Annotated in this window: 14 protein-coding genes; 7 read left to right on the top strand and 7 right to left on the bottom strand. The window is 60.0% G+C overall.

The window, feature by feature from the left end; all coding sequences use genetic code 11:
• The first annotated feature begins 24 nt into the window (after positions 1 to 24).
• Positions 25 to 1,281 (top strand): dimethylsulfoniopropionate lyase DddY, encoded by a 1,257-nt coding sequence (gene dddY / locus AC2D8U_RS12865; RefSeq protein ID WP_484619470.1) that lies wholly within the window; start codon positions 25 to 27, stop codon positions 1,279 to 1,281.
• A 38-nt stretch (positions 1,282 to 1,319) separates the two neighbouring features.
• Here dddY and AC2D8U_RS12860 read toward each other — a convergent pair whose 3' ends face one another.
• On the bottom strand, positions 1,320 to 2,180 hold the full coding sequence (locus tag AC2D8U_RS12860; protein WP_484619469.1) for a LysR family transcriptional regulator: 861 nt from the start codon (positions 2,178 to 2,180) through the stop codon (positions 1,320 to 1,322).
• Between the two features lie 120 nt (positions 2,181 to 2,300).
• Between AC2D8U_RS12860 and AC2D8U_RS12855 the strand changes: the two genes are divergently transcribed.
• Positions 2,301 to 2,987: a TetR/AcrR family transcriptional regulator gene (locus AC2D8U_RS12855; RefSeq protein WP_484619468.1), complete on the top strand. Its 687-nt coding sequence runs from the start codon at positions 2,301 to 2,303 to the stop codon at positions 2,985 to 2,987.
• A 329-nt stretch (positions 2,988 to 3,316) separates the two neighbouring features.
• Here AC2D8U_RS12855 and AC2D8U_RS12850 read toward each other — a convergent pair whose 3' ends face one another.
• Positions 3,317 to 4,432: a dienelactone hydrolase family protein gene (locus tag AC2D8U_RS12850; protein ID WP_484619467.1), complete on the bottom strand. Its 1,116-nt coding sequence runs from the start codon at positions 4,430 to 4,432 to the stop codon at positions 3,317 to 3,319.
• Between the two features lie 127 nt (positions 4,433 to 4,559).
• Here AC2D8U_RS12850 and AC2D8U_RS12845 point away from each other — a divergent pair, with 127 nt between their 5' ends.
• From AC2D8U_RS12845 to AC2D8U_RS12830, 4 genes are all read left to right on the top strand, one after another.
• A complete protein-coding gene (locus AC2D8U_RS12845) occupies positions 4,560 to 5,204 on the top strand; it encodes a PadR family transcriptional regulator (protein WP_484619466.1) in 645 nt (214 codons plus the stop codon).
• 249 nt (positions 5,205 to 5,453) lie between these two features.
• Entirely contained in the window at positions 5,454 to 5,765 is a 312-nt protein-coding gene (locus AC2D8U_RS12840; RefSeq protein WP_484619465.1) for a hypothetical protein, read from the top strand.
• 182 nt (positions 5,766 to 5,947) lie between these two features.
• Entirely contained in the window at positions 5,948 to 6,316 is a 369-nt protein-coding gene (locus AC2D8U_RS12835) for a diacylglycerol kinase (protein ID WP_484619464.1), read from the top strand.
• Entirely contained in the window at positions 6,310 to 6,960 is a 651-nt protein-coding gene (locus AC2D8U_RS12830; protein WP_484619463.1) for an START domain-containing protein, read from the top strand. Before AC2D8U_RS12835 ends, AC2D8U_RS12830 begins: the two co-directional genes overlap by 7 nt.
• A gap of 34 nt (positions 6,961 to 6,994) precedes the next feature.
• Here the strand turns inward: AC2D8U_RS12830 and AC2D8U_RS12825 are convergent, their stop codons facing one another.
• The 4 genes from AC2D8U_RS12825 to AC2D8U_RS12810 form a co-directional block, all read right to left on the bottom strand.
• Positions 6,995 to 7,603 carry a DUF2238 domain-containing protein gene (locus AC2D8U_RS12825; RefSeq protein WP_484619462.1) on the bottom strand — a complete coding sequence of 203 codons (609 nt, stop codon included), beginning with the start codon at positions 7,601 to 7,603 and terminating at the stop codon, positions 6,995 to 6,997.
• Between the two features lie 384 nt (positions 7,604 to 7,987).
• Positions 7,988 to 9,031, bottom strand: a complete 1,044-nt coding sequence (locus AC2D8U_RS12820) for a TRM11 family SAM-dependent methyltransferase (protein ID WP_484619461.1) — start codon at positions 9,029 to 9,031, stop codon at positions 7,988 to 7,990.
• 216 nt (positions 9,032 to 9,247) lie between these two features.
• Positions 9,248 to 10,825 (bottom strand): hypothetical protein, encoded by a 1,578-nt coding sequence (locus AC2D8U_RS12815; protein ID WP_484619460.1) that lies wholly within the window; start codon positions 10,823 to 10,825, stop codon positions 9,248 to 9,250.
• Between the two features lie 77 nt (positions 10,826 to 10,902).
• A complete protein-coding gene (locus AC2D8U_RS12810; protein ID WP_484619459.1) occupies positions 10,903 to 12,075 on the bottom strand; it encodes an acyl-CoA dehydrogenase family protein in 1,173 nt (390 codons plus the stop codon).
• 354 nt (positions 12,076 to 12,429) lie between these two features.
• On the opposite strand from AC2D8U_RS12810, the gene AC2D8U_RS12805 reads away from it, so the two are divergent.
• Entirely contained in the window at positions 12,430 to 12,915 is a 486-nt protein-coding gene (locus AC2D8U_RS12805) for a hypothetical protein (RefSeq protein WP_484619458.1), read from the top strand.
• A gap of 51 nt (positions 12,916 to 12,966) precedes the next feature.
• On the opposite strand, the gene AC2D8U_RS12800 is transcribed toward AC2D8U_RS12805, so the two are convergent.
• Entirely contained in the window at positions 12,967 to 13,158 is a 192-nt protein-coding gene (locus AC2D8U_RS12800; RefSeq protein ID WP_484619457.1) for a cysteine-rich CWC family protein, read from the bottom strand.
• Positions 13,159 to 13,178 lie beyond the last annotated feature (20 nt).

Raw genomic sequence — 13,178 nt, 5'->3', positions numbered from 1 at the left:
CGTTATTGCCGCATGGATAGCCTTATGAATAAACCTCTTTTGCTGACTGCCCTGCTGTGCAGTCCCGGCGCATTGTCAGCGCCCCTCCCCGATTTTCTCGACAGCAACGAGATTGAGAACGCCACCTTCACCTGTCTGGAGGCACCCGCCCAATACAGCGCGAAGGAGCAACAATATGTTGATCTGCTCTGGCAGGAGACCCTGACCTACCTTGAGGGCTACGCCATCGCCCTCAGCACCAGTGACGGCCACTGCCGCAACTCCGATCGAAGCATGGTGGAAACCAACACCCATGATCTTCAGGGGCCGCAGTACCAGTGCATCATGGATCAGCGCGACATGCAGTTGATGGTCAAACACCTCTATGCGGTGATCCAAAACCCCGACAAGGCCAAGGCCTGCTTTGGCGCCCGGGAAGAGGTGGACTGGATCTACAGCCCCGGCGGTGAGCTGGAGGCCCACTCCCCCGTTGCCCAGTGGCTGAGCCGCACCAGCTTCGACACCTTCTTCAAGGAGAAGGTCAGCGATCCGGAGGTCCAGGCCTATGGTCGCGAGTTCACCCGACACTTCGCCAAGATGGTGACCGGCGATGACATGGTGATGCCTGGGGCTTTTCCCTTTGATGTCAGCGCCAATGCCCTGCCCAACCTCTGGGCTTCGGTGGGCTGGTTCCCGATGTACGCCGAGGAGAGCGAGCGCAACCAGCGCAACTTTGCCAAGACCCGAGGCAGCTACGCCTATGCCGAAGTGTTTGGCCATTGGGGCCTGCTGCGGATCGACGCGATCAACGGCGAGAAGGTGGGGGCTGAGGTGGGCATGGTGGCCCAGCGCATCGACTCCTTCTACCCCTACCACAACCACGCCATCTCCGAGATCTACTACACCATTCGGGAGCCCGCCTGCGCCGATGAGTTCCAGAACTTTGCCATTCGGGAAAACAGCCCGCTGGTGAAGACCCTGAGCGAAACCGACACCATTCGGGAGGTGGAGTTCGACGGGGGAATGGATAACGAAGCGATGTTCTGGACCGCCACCTCGCCCCACAAGGATGATCTAGCCTACTTCCATCAGAACACCATCCACGCCTTCAACTACAACGGCGCCGACTGTCACGCCAACCCGGAGCAGAAAGCGATCGTGACCGTTTGGGCCCGCTCTAACGCCCACGATAAGCGCAACGATTACGGCACCACCCGGTTGTGCGAGTCCTCGGCCCGTGCGGACACCCCGGCGATGCGGGGGGAAGCAATCCGTTGCGATCTGACCAAGACAAAGTACTGATCAACAGCATCAAAAACGGCGCCCCGAGGCGCCGTTTCTTATTCTCCGACAATCGCCTGTCGGTGGGTTCGCAGCAACTCAATCAGCTGATGAATGGCGGGAGTAGGCTCGGTTTTACCCAGGTACACCGCTTCATTAAAAGCGGGCAGACGGGGCAGTCCGTTCTCCTCGGGGTCGAGCAGCTCCATGGTGTCACGAATGCGGAAATCGGCGATGGGGGCAATGGCCAGATCGTGCTCCACCGCCAGGCAGATCGCCTCCGGTGAGGGGGTGGAAAGCACCGCCCGAACCGGTGTCATGTTCAGGTGGTGATGGGCAAACACCTGGGCCCGAATGGGGCAATTTTCCGGATAGAGCGCCAGCGGGATAGGGCGCCGGTTCACCGCGCTGCCCCCCTTCTTGCCGACCCAGTGAAAATGGCGTTCCACCAGGATCTCTGCATTGGGTTGGGGCTCCCAGTGGGTGCCGATCACCAGATCCAGTTCACCCTGCTCCAGGCGTCGATAGAGGTTGCCACTGACGTCCGTGTCCAGCACCAGCTCAATGGCCGTAAACTCACGGATAAACTCCAGGATGGAGGTGGTCAGGTAACGCACCACATAGTCCGTGGGGAGTCCCAGACGGATCACCTCCCGTTGCTCGCCATGACTGAGATCATCCAGGGCTTCAAGGTTCAGCTTGACCATCTGGTGCGCATAGGTGAGCAAGCGTGTACCGGCCGGGGTCAGGCGGGTCCCTTTATTGTCCCGACTCAGCAGCTGCTGGCCGACGGTCTCCTCGAGACGTTTCAGCTGCAAACTGACCGCGGACTGGGTACGACAAAGCTGTTCGGCCGCTCTGGACAAGCTGCCCAACTCTGCCACGGCGATAAAGCTCTCCAGCAGTTCGATCTTTAACATGAGGCATTGAGAAAGTTCATATCGCCATGAGGATAACTCGATTTACCGACTTGAGGCGAAACACTAAGCTCGTTTTGTGACTCACAATGCCCATCCGGGAGCGGATGCTAGGAGACCGCGATGAGCGACTGGAAAAAACGGGATCACTACCTGATCGGTATTGCAGAGCGACTGCTGCAGGGCCAAAAGACCTTCACCCTGCGCCGGGTGCATCTGGTGCAGGCCAGCGGCATCAGCCGAGGCACCATCTACAACCACTTCCCCACGGAAGAGGATCTGATCCTGGCCCTATGCCGATACCGATACGAGCAGGCACTCAGTCAGGCCAAAACCTTTATGGCACACAGCGACACGCCCCTGGAGGCGTTCGTGCTGCATCAGTGCTGGGTCCTATGGGATCTGCTTCATCATCAGCGCTTCGTGTTGCAGCGGCTGATGCCCAACCCGGAGATCCTGGCACAAGCCTCAGCTCAGCAAGTGGAGCTTTACCAAGGGGTGGCATCTCGTCATCGCGACTACTTCAAGGGCCAGATCGCCGCCCTGAGTTCGGATCGGGCCTTTGACCGGGCCCCCATGGTCTGCTGTTACATCCGGGGCTCACTGATCCAGTGTGATGATGACGGCTGCGATCCCCAGGATCCTGCGCTCTACGAGCAGTACGCGTACGGCCTGATGCAACTGCTGGGGCGCTCCGATAAACGGGGACCCGGCCGAGCCCGGTGGGAGGCTGAACTGAGGCACTGGTTGCTCCCGAAAGAGACCAATCCTCGATCGGTCAGAGAGAACCACAGCCGGTTGATAGCCTGAATCATGATTCCGGCTCGTGTACCCCCGACGAACGGTGAGTGCTCCCAGGCTTGGGCTTTTCGGACCTAGATCCTAGGTGCTAGGTACTAGGAAGGGCAGGTTCTAGGTGCTAAGAGCTAAGGGCTAGGTGCTAAGGGCTAAGTACCAGGGGGCGCTGCACGACGCCTGGGCCAGTGGGGATGAGATCCCTTCAAACACACCCGAAAATTGAAGTCCCCCGGGACCAAATCGCACGCAGAAGCCGCAACTCAGGTTGCGGCGTTTTTGTCTCTGCGCTTCGCCCCTGCACCGTGCGGCCAGGCACGGAGGCTGCGCCCAGCCCTTATCGGCTAGTGCACAGTCTGCAGCGAAAATGCGTTTCGACCGAGAAACGCCAGCAGATCCCGATAGCCCTGCTGCCGGGTCTTCTCGTCCCGGCCGACAATGTAGCCATGGTGCACACAGTCGTTGAACTTGCCACCGCTGGAGAGCCGTGCCGCAATCCGCTCCGTGCGGCTGGCACCGGGCTCGTACTCAGCGATCACTTCACCATTCAGCAGGCCGATCCCCGCCGCGTTGTAACGGATCTCACAGCCTTGCAGATAGGGGTAATCCTCCCCCAAGGCGCGGGGCGCCTCTATTTCCCAGGAGTGCCCGGCCCCCTCATAGATCCGGGAATCCACCACCACGCCGAGATCGCGCAGCTGCTGCTCCTGCTGTCGGCACGCCACCAGATCATTGGAAGCATCCTCGGTGCCCCGCAGGGTCAGCAGGGGCGCGCCGTTGGTCCGGGTGGTTTGCAGATCTTGATAGCAGGGTCCGTAGATATCGACATGGAGGGCGAAGCCTGGCAGATCCGGGGTCAGGACCTGGCGGAAGCGATCATCCATCGCCATGCGGGCCGCCAAGCCGCCGTAGGACATCCCCATCACCCCAATCCGATGGCCGTCGATGGCCGGGTGAGTGGAGAGGAGTTTCAGCGCGGCAAAGGCATCGGTGACCAGATCAAACTCGGTGACCGAGGCGATCCGGAGCAGGTAGTTGCTGTCGTTGGTCAGCCCCCGAGGCTCGTAATACTCCACCACAAAGGCGGCGATGCCATGCCGATTCAGCAACTGGGCGTATTCGTGCTCCCGTCCCGGTTTGATCCCGCCGCTGGCGGGAAGGATCACCATGGCCGGCACAGGATCCTCAGCGCTGATCCCCTCCGGCATGGAGAAATAGCCCTTGCCCGTGGTGGGGAGCGCCTGGCTCATGCCCGCGAAGATCACATCCAGATCAAAGGGGGAGGCGGTCGAATAGTAGATGGTGCCCCGATCACCGTTCACCAGGCGGCTTTGCGGCTCGGGCCACTTGGGGAACTCCGGCAGCGTCAGGGCAACCAGGGTATTGCGGACGCTGTCGTTCTGTAACAGACCGGCGCCCAGCAGGATCAGGGCACACAGCCCAACCAACCACTTCTTCATAAAAAACCTCTCCTCAGTCAGTGAGGGAAGCGACGAAAAAAGCGACCGTCGCACTGCATCCCGTCCCGGTAGTCAAATACTCCATATAGGAGTATTATCTATACTCCAACGTGGAGTAAAGTGAAACATGAATTCGTTATCCCCCACCTCCTACGCCCTGCTGGGCCTGCTGAGCAATCACAGCTGCTCGGCCTACGAGCTGAACAAGGTGATGCAAAACAGCCTCGTCCGCGCCTCCTGGCCCCGCGCCCAAAGCCGGATCTATACCGAAGTGAAAAACCTGGAGAGGTACGGACTGGCCGCCAGTGAAGTGAAGCAGCAGGGTGAGCGCTCGCGCCGGGTGTACCAGATCAACGACAAAGGGCGGAAAGCCCTCGCCGCCTGGTTGGAGAGCGCCGGTGGCACCCTGCGCCTTGAGTACGAAACCCTGTTGCAGCTCGCCTTTGCCGATCGGGGGCAAGCCGGGCTGACCGAGCGGCTGATCGATCGGATCGAGCAGCAGGCCTGGGAGGAGATGAGTCAGATGAAGGCCGCCTGTGAGCACACCCTGAAAACCGGAAACTGGCACATCTCGGACACGGGCCACCTGCACGTACTGACGATCAAGTTCATGAATGAGCTGGCCGAAGCCAGGGTACGCTGGGCCGAACAGGCCCGCGACTACATGGCGGCGCTGGACAGGGACAATCTCAAGGCGCAGTCACTGGCCAGTTACGAGCAGGAGATCGCTCGACTGCAGCACGCCCTTGGCAAAAAAGATCCCAAGCGCTGATCCCCCGGGGACAAGGCCAGTCTTGCCCCTTCCGATCTTGTTTTGAGCAATTTCTCTAATGGGGTGAACGAGTTTCGCAACTCGGTCGCCAGGACTCGGCTCAAACTCGCTGAAAAGCGCGCCACCAGGGGCTTTCGACGACCCGACCAAGGCTTGGGATAGCTCACAGCTCACACAGAAAAAGCTTGCGCGCGAACCCGCTTCAGATATGCTGGTGGCGATTTTACCGCCAAGGCACAAGATATCACCATGATTAGAACCGCAACGCTGGTCTCCGACACCGGGATCTCCGAGGGAGAGTGGTGGATGATCGACAGCAACCTGAGGGTGCGTGCCTTTCCCAACCTCTACTTTGAGGGGTATGAGCTCACCATCTGCCTGCGGGATCTGGTGGAAAACCAGCGCAGCACTCCGCCTAGCCAGGTCACCGAGCTGCTGCCCGATGGCGATCTGTTCCGCTTTGCCTTTGAGCAGGCCGGAAAACAGTGGACCCTGGAGTGCCACACCGCCTCCGCCCAGGCAGAAAGCAAGGCGTTTGCCATCTCCCTGTTGGCCAACTGAGGCGGGGCGAGTAACGCCACGCCTTGGGCCTGCCACCGGACAAGCCCATTTCTCACCAACCTCCTTCCAATTGCGCCCTCTGGCTGTGCCAAGCTTGAACAAGCCCTAGATTTGATCCCGTCTCCCTGCTCAATCTGGCGTATCATTGGATACATCCCAAACCACACCATCGAACCGCATCAATGAATCAACCGGTTAGCAAAAAGCGTGGCCTGTTCCGCTTTGTTCAGGCTGGACGCTACTCCCTGCAAGGCCTCAAGGCCGCCTACCGTCACGAGGAAGCTTTTCGCCAGGAGCTGTTCCTGGCGTTGATCCTGATCGCCGCCGCCTTCGCCTTCGACGTCAGTGCGCTCGAACGCGTACTGATGATCGCCGTCGTCATCCTGGTCTTGATCGTCGAGCTGCTCAACTCCGCCATCGAGGCGGTGGTGGATCGGATCGGGCCCGAACATCACGAGCTGTCCGGCCGTGCCAAGGATATCGGCTCCGCCGCCGTCTCCCTGGCCCTGGTTCTGGTGGCCATCGTATGGGGAGGGATCCTGCTGTGGTAAGCCGCATCACGGTTCTGCTGATCACCCTGCTGGCCCTGCCCGTTTCTGCCCAGGATCCCGGGCCGCGCATCGAGCCAGCCCCAGGCGATAACTGGTCCCGGGCCTCAAGCAAGGGCGAAAACAGCGTCTGGACCCGGGATGTCCCGGGTACGGCGATCAAAGAGGTGAAGCTCGAAGGGGTGATCGACGCCCCCGTCGAACAGGCCTGGCGCACCATCACAGAGATCGAGCGCTACACCCAGTTCATGCCCTACATCGATGATATCGAGGTACTCCAGAGCGAGGGGGAGGATCGGGCCTACGTCTACCACAAGGTGGATCCGCCCCTGGTCAGCAAGCGGGATTACACCCTGCTGATCGTCAACCAGGTGGATGAACAGAGCGGCGAGCACTACCGCTACTGGACCCAGATGAACCAGTTCGGGCCGGAGGAGAAACGAGGAGTGGTACGCCTGGTGATCTGTGATGGCAGCTGGGCGCTCTACCCCATGGAGGATGGCCGGACCCGGGCCGTATACTGGGTCTACACAGATCCCGGCGGCAAGATCCCCACCTGGCTGGCCAACAAGGCCAACACGGTGGGGCTGTACGATATCCTCAAGGCGGTAGAGAAGCGGGCACAGGATCTGAGCTGGCAACAGTAAGCGCTTCATGCAGGGGCCCAAAGGCCCCTTTTTACTACCCTGAGGCCTGGCTCAACCGCTTCAGCTGCCCATCATGCACCCTGCTCAGGCTGATCAGGGCCAGGATCGCCCCCACCAGGGCCAGGGCCATGTCAGACTGGGTATCCCAAACATCCCCCTGAGTGCCCAGGAAGGCTTCCGCCCCCTGGCCGGACAGCAGGGCCACCCACCACTCGATCAGCTCATAGAAGGCACTGAACGCCAGGCAGACACTGATCACAAACAGGTTCATCCAGCCCCGGCCATTCACCACAGCCAACCGCAGCAGGATCTCCCGGGCCAGGATGGCCGGCACAAAGCCCTGGACGAAATGCCCCACCTTGTCGTAGTTGTTGCGCGCACCGTCGGTAACATCCCGGATCCAGTCAAACAGGGGCACTTCGGCATAGGTGTAGTGGCCACCGATCATCAGGATCACGCAGTGCAGCAGGATCAACTGGTAGAGCAAAGGCGTCAGGGGAAAACGCCGATAGGTGGTCAGCAGCATAATGGCGCCAATCAAGGCCGGTAAGACTTCCAGGAACCAGGTAAACCCATCCTTGGGATCCAGTGCCGACCAGACCAGGACTGACAGGAAGACGCCTGCCCACAAAAACAAAGCCATACACTCCTCCCTACGCCTGCCGTGATCATGGTCCCCATCGATTCAAACGGCAAGTGACTGGCTCAAGGGGCCTCCTGGACAAGGAGCAAGTCAGGCTCAAACGTGTGCCCGAAATCATTTTAGCGCCTTGGACTCGAAGCGATTGCCGTCACCCGGTTTCCCAATATGGCCAACCGGGAGCATCTTTCGGCCTTCACACGGGAGAGGCGGCAGGGCGAGCGGCGGCTCCGGGGACATCGAACCCGGATAGCCAGGCCGATGAAACCCCAGACTGACGGGACACATGCACACAAAACATTGCCCATGTGGATCCCGCATCGCCCTTTTGGCGGGCGTGACCGTCTCGCCAGAACGAAACAGCGGGCCATCGGGCCCGCTGCGTATTTACCGTTTCACCGCCACGATCAGGTTGCGGTTGATGGACTGGTCGACCCGGTGCAGATAGCCGCTGTAGGGCGCCTCGTCCAGCACGGTAAAACCGTTGGCATCGAGTACCTGGGCCACTTCAGAGTACTTCATGGTGAACTCGTTGTAGGAGAGCACCATGGCGCCCTTGGGCTTGAGGGCATGGCGCCAGGCTGGCACCGCGGCCTCCAACAGTTGCAACGCGCTGCGATCCATCTTGGCATCCTTGTCGCTTTTGCTGCCGTGCTGCACGCCATAGGGCAGATCGGACACCAGGATATCGAAGCTGTTTTTCTTCAGGATCACGTTAGCCTTGCGGGTGTCCGCCGGATAGAGACGAAACTGCTGGGTATCCCCCGCCGCGTAATCCGACTTCTCCGCCGCAGTCTCCACCGAAAACAGATCGGCCACCTTTTTGCCATCGGGCCCGGTACGCTTCTCCTTGGTGATCTTGTGCTTGTAGCGGCCGGTTTTGAGGAAGCGGACGATGTAGGCCTGGATCTCCAGGGTCCACTTGGTGTTGATCTCGATCCCTTCCACATCGAAACCGCGGATCATCCCCTCGTACAGGGTGGTGCCCTTGCCGCACATGGGATCCAGCAGGCGCAGCTTTTCATTGGCCTGGCCGCTGGCTGTGCCACAAGCACTCACCGCCAGGTTGATCATCATCCGGGTAAACTGCTCATTGGTCTTGCCGGTGTACTTGAGGATCTGACTCAGGCTTTCTGGGAAGGTAAAGATCTTGGGCACCTTGATGGGCTTGAGCAGGCCATTGTCCACCACTTCAAACAGGGCATAGAAGATGGAAGCGCCCGCCAGGGCCTTGAGAGCCACCTCATCCAGCGCCTTATCGGTATGAAACACCAGGCTGGCCGGCAGGCCCAGATCGGCATCCACAAAGTCGGTGATCCGCACATCCGCACCCAGGCTGATCGCCGCCAGCTCAGAGCGGGCAATGGCCATGGCGGTATCGAAATAGATCCGGTTATGGCCCGGATTGGCAAGGATGGCGTACTGGTGCATGGCGTCGGCCCTGAATGTCGGTGAACGGGGTAAAAATGGGCGCTAAAAGTACCAGTATCAAGCTATTTTAGCAATTTTGGCCCGGAGAAAGCGCCCGACGCCCGACCTCGTAGGGAGGCTTGGCCACGAAGCGGCGCGAACTCAGCTCGTAACAAAAAGCCGCTGGCTTACGCTGCGCCATGCCCCCCTGCGGAGCAAGGATCAGGCCTCTCCTCCTTACAGCCTCACCCCATCACGGATCGCCAGGATCCCCTTGAAGGTACCGACATAGAGGGTGCCATCCGGGCCAATGCTGATGGGGGCCCAGCTGTTGTCAAAATCGCTCCCGACCCCGGTATGGATCTTAAAAGCCGTCTCACCGGTTTCAAAATCCAGCGCCATCAGATACCAGGCGTTCTCGCCATCGGACTGAGGTTCAAAGGTATAGAAATAGGCCAGGCCGCTGCCCAGGGAGAGCTTGGGCACCACTGAGGGGGCACGCTCCGTCGAGTGCCAGACGGTGTCACAACCGCTGCCATCGTTCCGCACATCGATACGCGTGATCCCCCCCGCCACCTCCCCGGCCTTGGGGGGCTGGCGGGCGAAGCGGTAGCCATGGTTATTCTCAATGATGATGCTGTTGCCGTACCCAATCATCGAGTTATCGGTCACCGAGCGCCCCGGCTCAAACAGCGGCACACTGCACACCAGGCGTTCGCCATCAAACTCGGCACCACGGCGATAAACCAGCAGATTGATGCGCTCATCGGCATTGTCCGTGATGGTGATGTAATCCCGACCCAGCAGGGTCGGCGTGGTACCGCTGCCCTGATTAATGGTCCCCACCTTCTGGCTGCTGCCTCGATCATAGGACTCGCGCCAGTCCACCTCAGGCGTGCCGTCACCCTGCTTATGGAAACGGTAGAGGGCATGGTCTGAGACGATATACACCCCATCCCTGGCCACCGCGAAGCTGTTCTGGATCTCCTCACCGACCAAGTGATGTACCTTGATATTACCGGTACTTGGATCCAGCGTTCCCACACGGCCGTAGCGGGTGATCCACCAGATCAGCCCATCCATATCCGGCAGCGCGGCAGTCACCGGATCGCACTGCTGCGGTGTCGGGTTCCAATTGCCCAGGGAGAAACAACGATTGGGCACGTAAGCGGACAGATCCCACTGATCCTCCTCGACGATCCGCCAGCCCGTATCATCCTGGAGTGCCGCCAGACGCACCAGGCGCTGACGCGAGTCCACCAACACCACCCGATCCTGATCATCCAGGTAGTAGTAGGCGCCGCCTGAGCTGTCCTGATTGATCAGGCTCATGTCCCGATGGGCGATCGCCTGCCAGGTACTGGGACGAGCGGGCAGATCGTGCCGGGCCAATATGGTCAAGGTGTCGGGCTCCACCAGTTGGAACTGAAAACCACGCAGGCCGGCACAGAGCAAGAATGCCTTGCCATCACGACGAAAGGTCATGCCCACGCACATACCGCCACTGCCGCCCCGTCCCTGACGGCTTAGCACCTGGGGGGCATAACCGGTCGGGCCGGCAGGCCGGTGCACGTCGGAGTTAAAGGGATCGGCGTGCATGGCGCTGTAGCCGGTTGCTGCCATATGGGGGTGCTGGGGCTGAAGCAGGGGTGTAAGGGGTTTGGCCACCACGGGCTCGCCCAACAGGGCCCCCTGCTGGGCCTGGGCAGGCAGGGGCGAGAGGTCGATGGGTTCGGGTCGCATCAGCAACACGGCAACGGCCACAACAGGCAATAACAGCAACAGCGCCAGGCCGATCAGGATCTTCTTTAACATGGTGGGTTTCCTAATCGAAAGAGGAGATAAAAAAACGGGCACCGCCCAATGGCCGTGCCCGTAAAATGAGAGTGAGCTCAGCGGGAAGCCCGCTGCATCCTCAGGCCAAACATCGCCGTCAGCTCCCGCAGGATCTCGTTGACCCCACCGCCGAAGGTGTTGATCTGGCACTTACGGTAGCCCTCCTCCAGTGCCCCCTTGAGCACATCGGCACTGCCCTTATGCTTGCTCAGACCCGCCGGGCCCAGGGCATCGAGCATCAGGCGATAGATCTCGATCACCGACTCGGTGGAGTGCACCTTGATGGCCGAGGCAAAGGCCGGGTTGAGCTGATTTTGCTCCAGCTCCCAGGCCATGCGGCCATTAAGGACTTTCAGTGCCTCGATGCGGGCATAGGCCTCGGCCATGGCGGTCTGCACAAAGGGCTCGTCAATGGGGCGCAGCCCAAGGGCGTTGGGGGTCCGGCTCCAGTTCAGCAGTTGCTGGTAGTGCCCGATGGCGTTGATCCCCAGCGCCGCCAGGCCGATCCGCTCATGGTTAAGCTGGGAAGTGATGAGTTTCCAGCCGCCATTGAGCTCGCCAACGATGTTCTTGGCCGGGACCCGCACATTGTCGTAATAGGTCATGTTGGTGCGCACATCGCCGACCGTATAGATGGGGGCGTAGGAGAACCCCTCCGCCTTGGTATCGACGATAAAGATGGTGATCCCCTTATGCTTGGGGGCCTCCTTGTCGGTGCGCGCCGCCAGCCAGATGTAATCCGCTCCCTCGGCGCTGGAGGTGAACACCTTGGTGCCATTGATGATGTAATCGTCGCCATCCTTCACCGCACTGGTGGAGAGCGACGCCAGATCCGTGCCGCTGCCCGGCTCTGTGTAGCCGATGGCAAAGTGCACATCCCCCTTGGCAATCCGAGGCAAAAACTCCGCTTTATGCGCCTCGCTGCCATTGGCCATCAAGGCTGGCCCTACAGTATTGAGGGTGACAAAGGGGATAGGGGCACCGGCCATCTGCGCTTCTTCGAAGAAGATCAACTGCTCAGCCTCAGTCCGCCCCTGACCGCCATAGGCCTCGGGCCAGCCAATCGCCAGCCAGCCATCCTCGCCCATCTGGCGGATCACCCGCATGTACTCGTCACCACTCTCGTTACCGTGGCATGCCTGACGCACCGCTGGGGTGATCAGCTTGGCGAAGTACTCCCTTAACTCCTGCCGCAGCGCCTTTTGTTCCAAACTGTTGTCGATCTGCATAATGCCTGTCCTGTTGCCTGCGGGCCCAAACGCCCGTGCTGCCCCTACCCTTTACCGGGTACCAAAGTCACCGGCCCGTTCCAGTGACGCCAGTCTCGATCGAAGCAGTCCCATCCATGTCACCTACTTTGACTCGCAGGCAAAATCCAAACAATGACGAAACCGGACAAGTTACAGTGGCGTTTGCGGCCCGTAGAGCACCTCCTTTTATCCAACTCAGGGCTGAAGAAACAGGCAAGAACTGTCGCTAAATATCTAATTGAGAAAGGGATTTTCCAAGGCGACGTCTTCCGGACGGAAGGCTCGAATATCGACCCATCGAGGTCAAGCCGAATACAGAATGGAAATCACAACGTGAGAATCATCATCAGAGTCCTGACGCTCTGCCTGCTCAGTGGGCTCTCATCCCCCCTGTGGGGCACCCCTATCTCGCATCCGGTCCCCCTGCGCGACTTTGACTCGGTCGCCGCGTTCGAAGCCCATCACGAAGTGCTTGAGCTTGCCTGCCTGGAGAGCACCTTTGGTGGCGCACAAGCCAGTGAATGCTTCCTCCGTGCCCGGATCTGGCGTGAAGAGATCGACCACTACCATCAACAGTTACAAAACCGACTGGCCTTGAATGCACGGGATCAGTTACTGCAGGAACACCTGGCCTGGCAGCGTTTCCTAGACCGCACCGAGCAACTGAGCCAGCAGCTACTGGAGCTGAAGTATGCCCAGCAGTCGGGCCCACTCTACGAGAGCCTCAAGGCCAGTGACAACGCCGAGTTGCTGGCTCCCCTGCTTAAGCAGCGCGCCCTGATGCTGAAAAACTGGTTGGATACCCTACCCAATAGCTGATCACCAAGAGCAAGTTGCAGGGGCGAAGCGCCCCTGCTTTTCTTTGCCCGGCTATTCCGTCACCCTTGCCATTGCCGCGCGACGCAAACACTCTGGGCACAGACACCCCTCCTCCCGTGCGGCCCGATCCAACGGCAACCCCACAGGTTGAGCCATGCACCAGCACCGGCGATCGGCGCAACAGGCAAAGCGCTGGCCACAGCGGGGACAGATCTTGTCATTGGGACTTTGCATCGATCTCATGACTAAGTGTTCCTTGGGGG

It is taken from the genome of Ferrimonas sp. YIN67, assembly GCF_057219095.1.
Note: the sequence above shows the minus strand (reverse complement) of the source record. Positions and strands in the feature narration are given on the sequence as shown.

Excerpts from the sequence above, each read along its gene's own strand:
- dddY (WP_484619470.1), top strand. The coding sequence starts at position 25 with ATGAATAAACCTCTTTTGCTGACTGCCCTGCTGTGCAGTCCCGGCGCA.
- AC2D8U_RS12860 (WP_484619469.1), bottom strand. The coding sequence starts at position 2,180 with ATGTTAAAGATCGAACTGCTGGAGAGCTTTATCGCCGTGGCAGAGTTG.
- AC2D8U_RS12855 (WP_484619468.1), top strand. The coding sequence starts at position 2,301 with ATGAGCGACTGGAAAAAACGGGATCACTACCTGATCGGTATTGCAGAG.
- AC2D8U_RS12850 (WP_484619467.1), bottom strand. The coding sequence starts at position 4,432 with ATGAAGAAGTGGTTGGTTGGGCTGTGTGCCCTGATCCTGCTGGGCGCC.
- AC2D8U_RS12845 (WP_484619466.1), top strand. The coding sequence starts at position 4,560 with ATGAATTCGTTATCCCCCACCTCCTACGCCCTGCTGGGCCTGCTGAGC.
- AC2D8U_RS12840 (WP_484619465.1), top strand. The coding sequence starts at position 5,454 with ATGATTAGAACCGCAACGCTGGTCTCCGACACCGGGATCTCCGAGGGA.
- AC2D8U_RS12835 (WP_484619464.1), top strand. The coding sequence starts at position 5,948 with ATGAATCAACCGGTTAGCAAAAAGCGTGGCCTGTTCCGCTTTGTTCAG.
- AC2D8U_RS12825 (WP_484619462.1), bottom strand. The coding sequence starts at position 7,603 with ATGGCTTTGTTTTTGTGGGCAGGCGTCTTCCTGTCAGTCCTGGTCTGG.
- AC2D8U_RS12820 (WP_484619461.1), bottom strand. The coding sequence starts at position 9,031 with ATGCACCAGTACGCCATCCTTGCCAATCCGGGCCATAACCGGATCTAT.
- AC2D8U_RS12815 (WP_484619460.1), bottom strand. The coding sequence starts at position 10,825 with ATGTTAAAGAAGATCCTGATCGGCCTGGCGCTGTTGCTGTTATTGCCT.
- AC2D8U_RS12810 (WP_484619459.1), bottom strand. The coding sequence starts at position 12,075 with ATGCAGATCGACAACAGTTTGGAACAAAAGGCGCTGCGGCAGGAGTTA.
- AC2D8U_RS12800 (WP_484619457.1), bottom strand. The coding sequence starts at position 13,158 with ATGAGATCGATGCAAAGTCCCAATGACAAGATCTGTCCCCGCTGTGGC.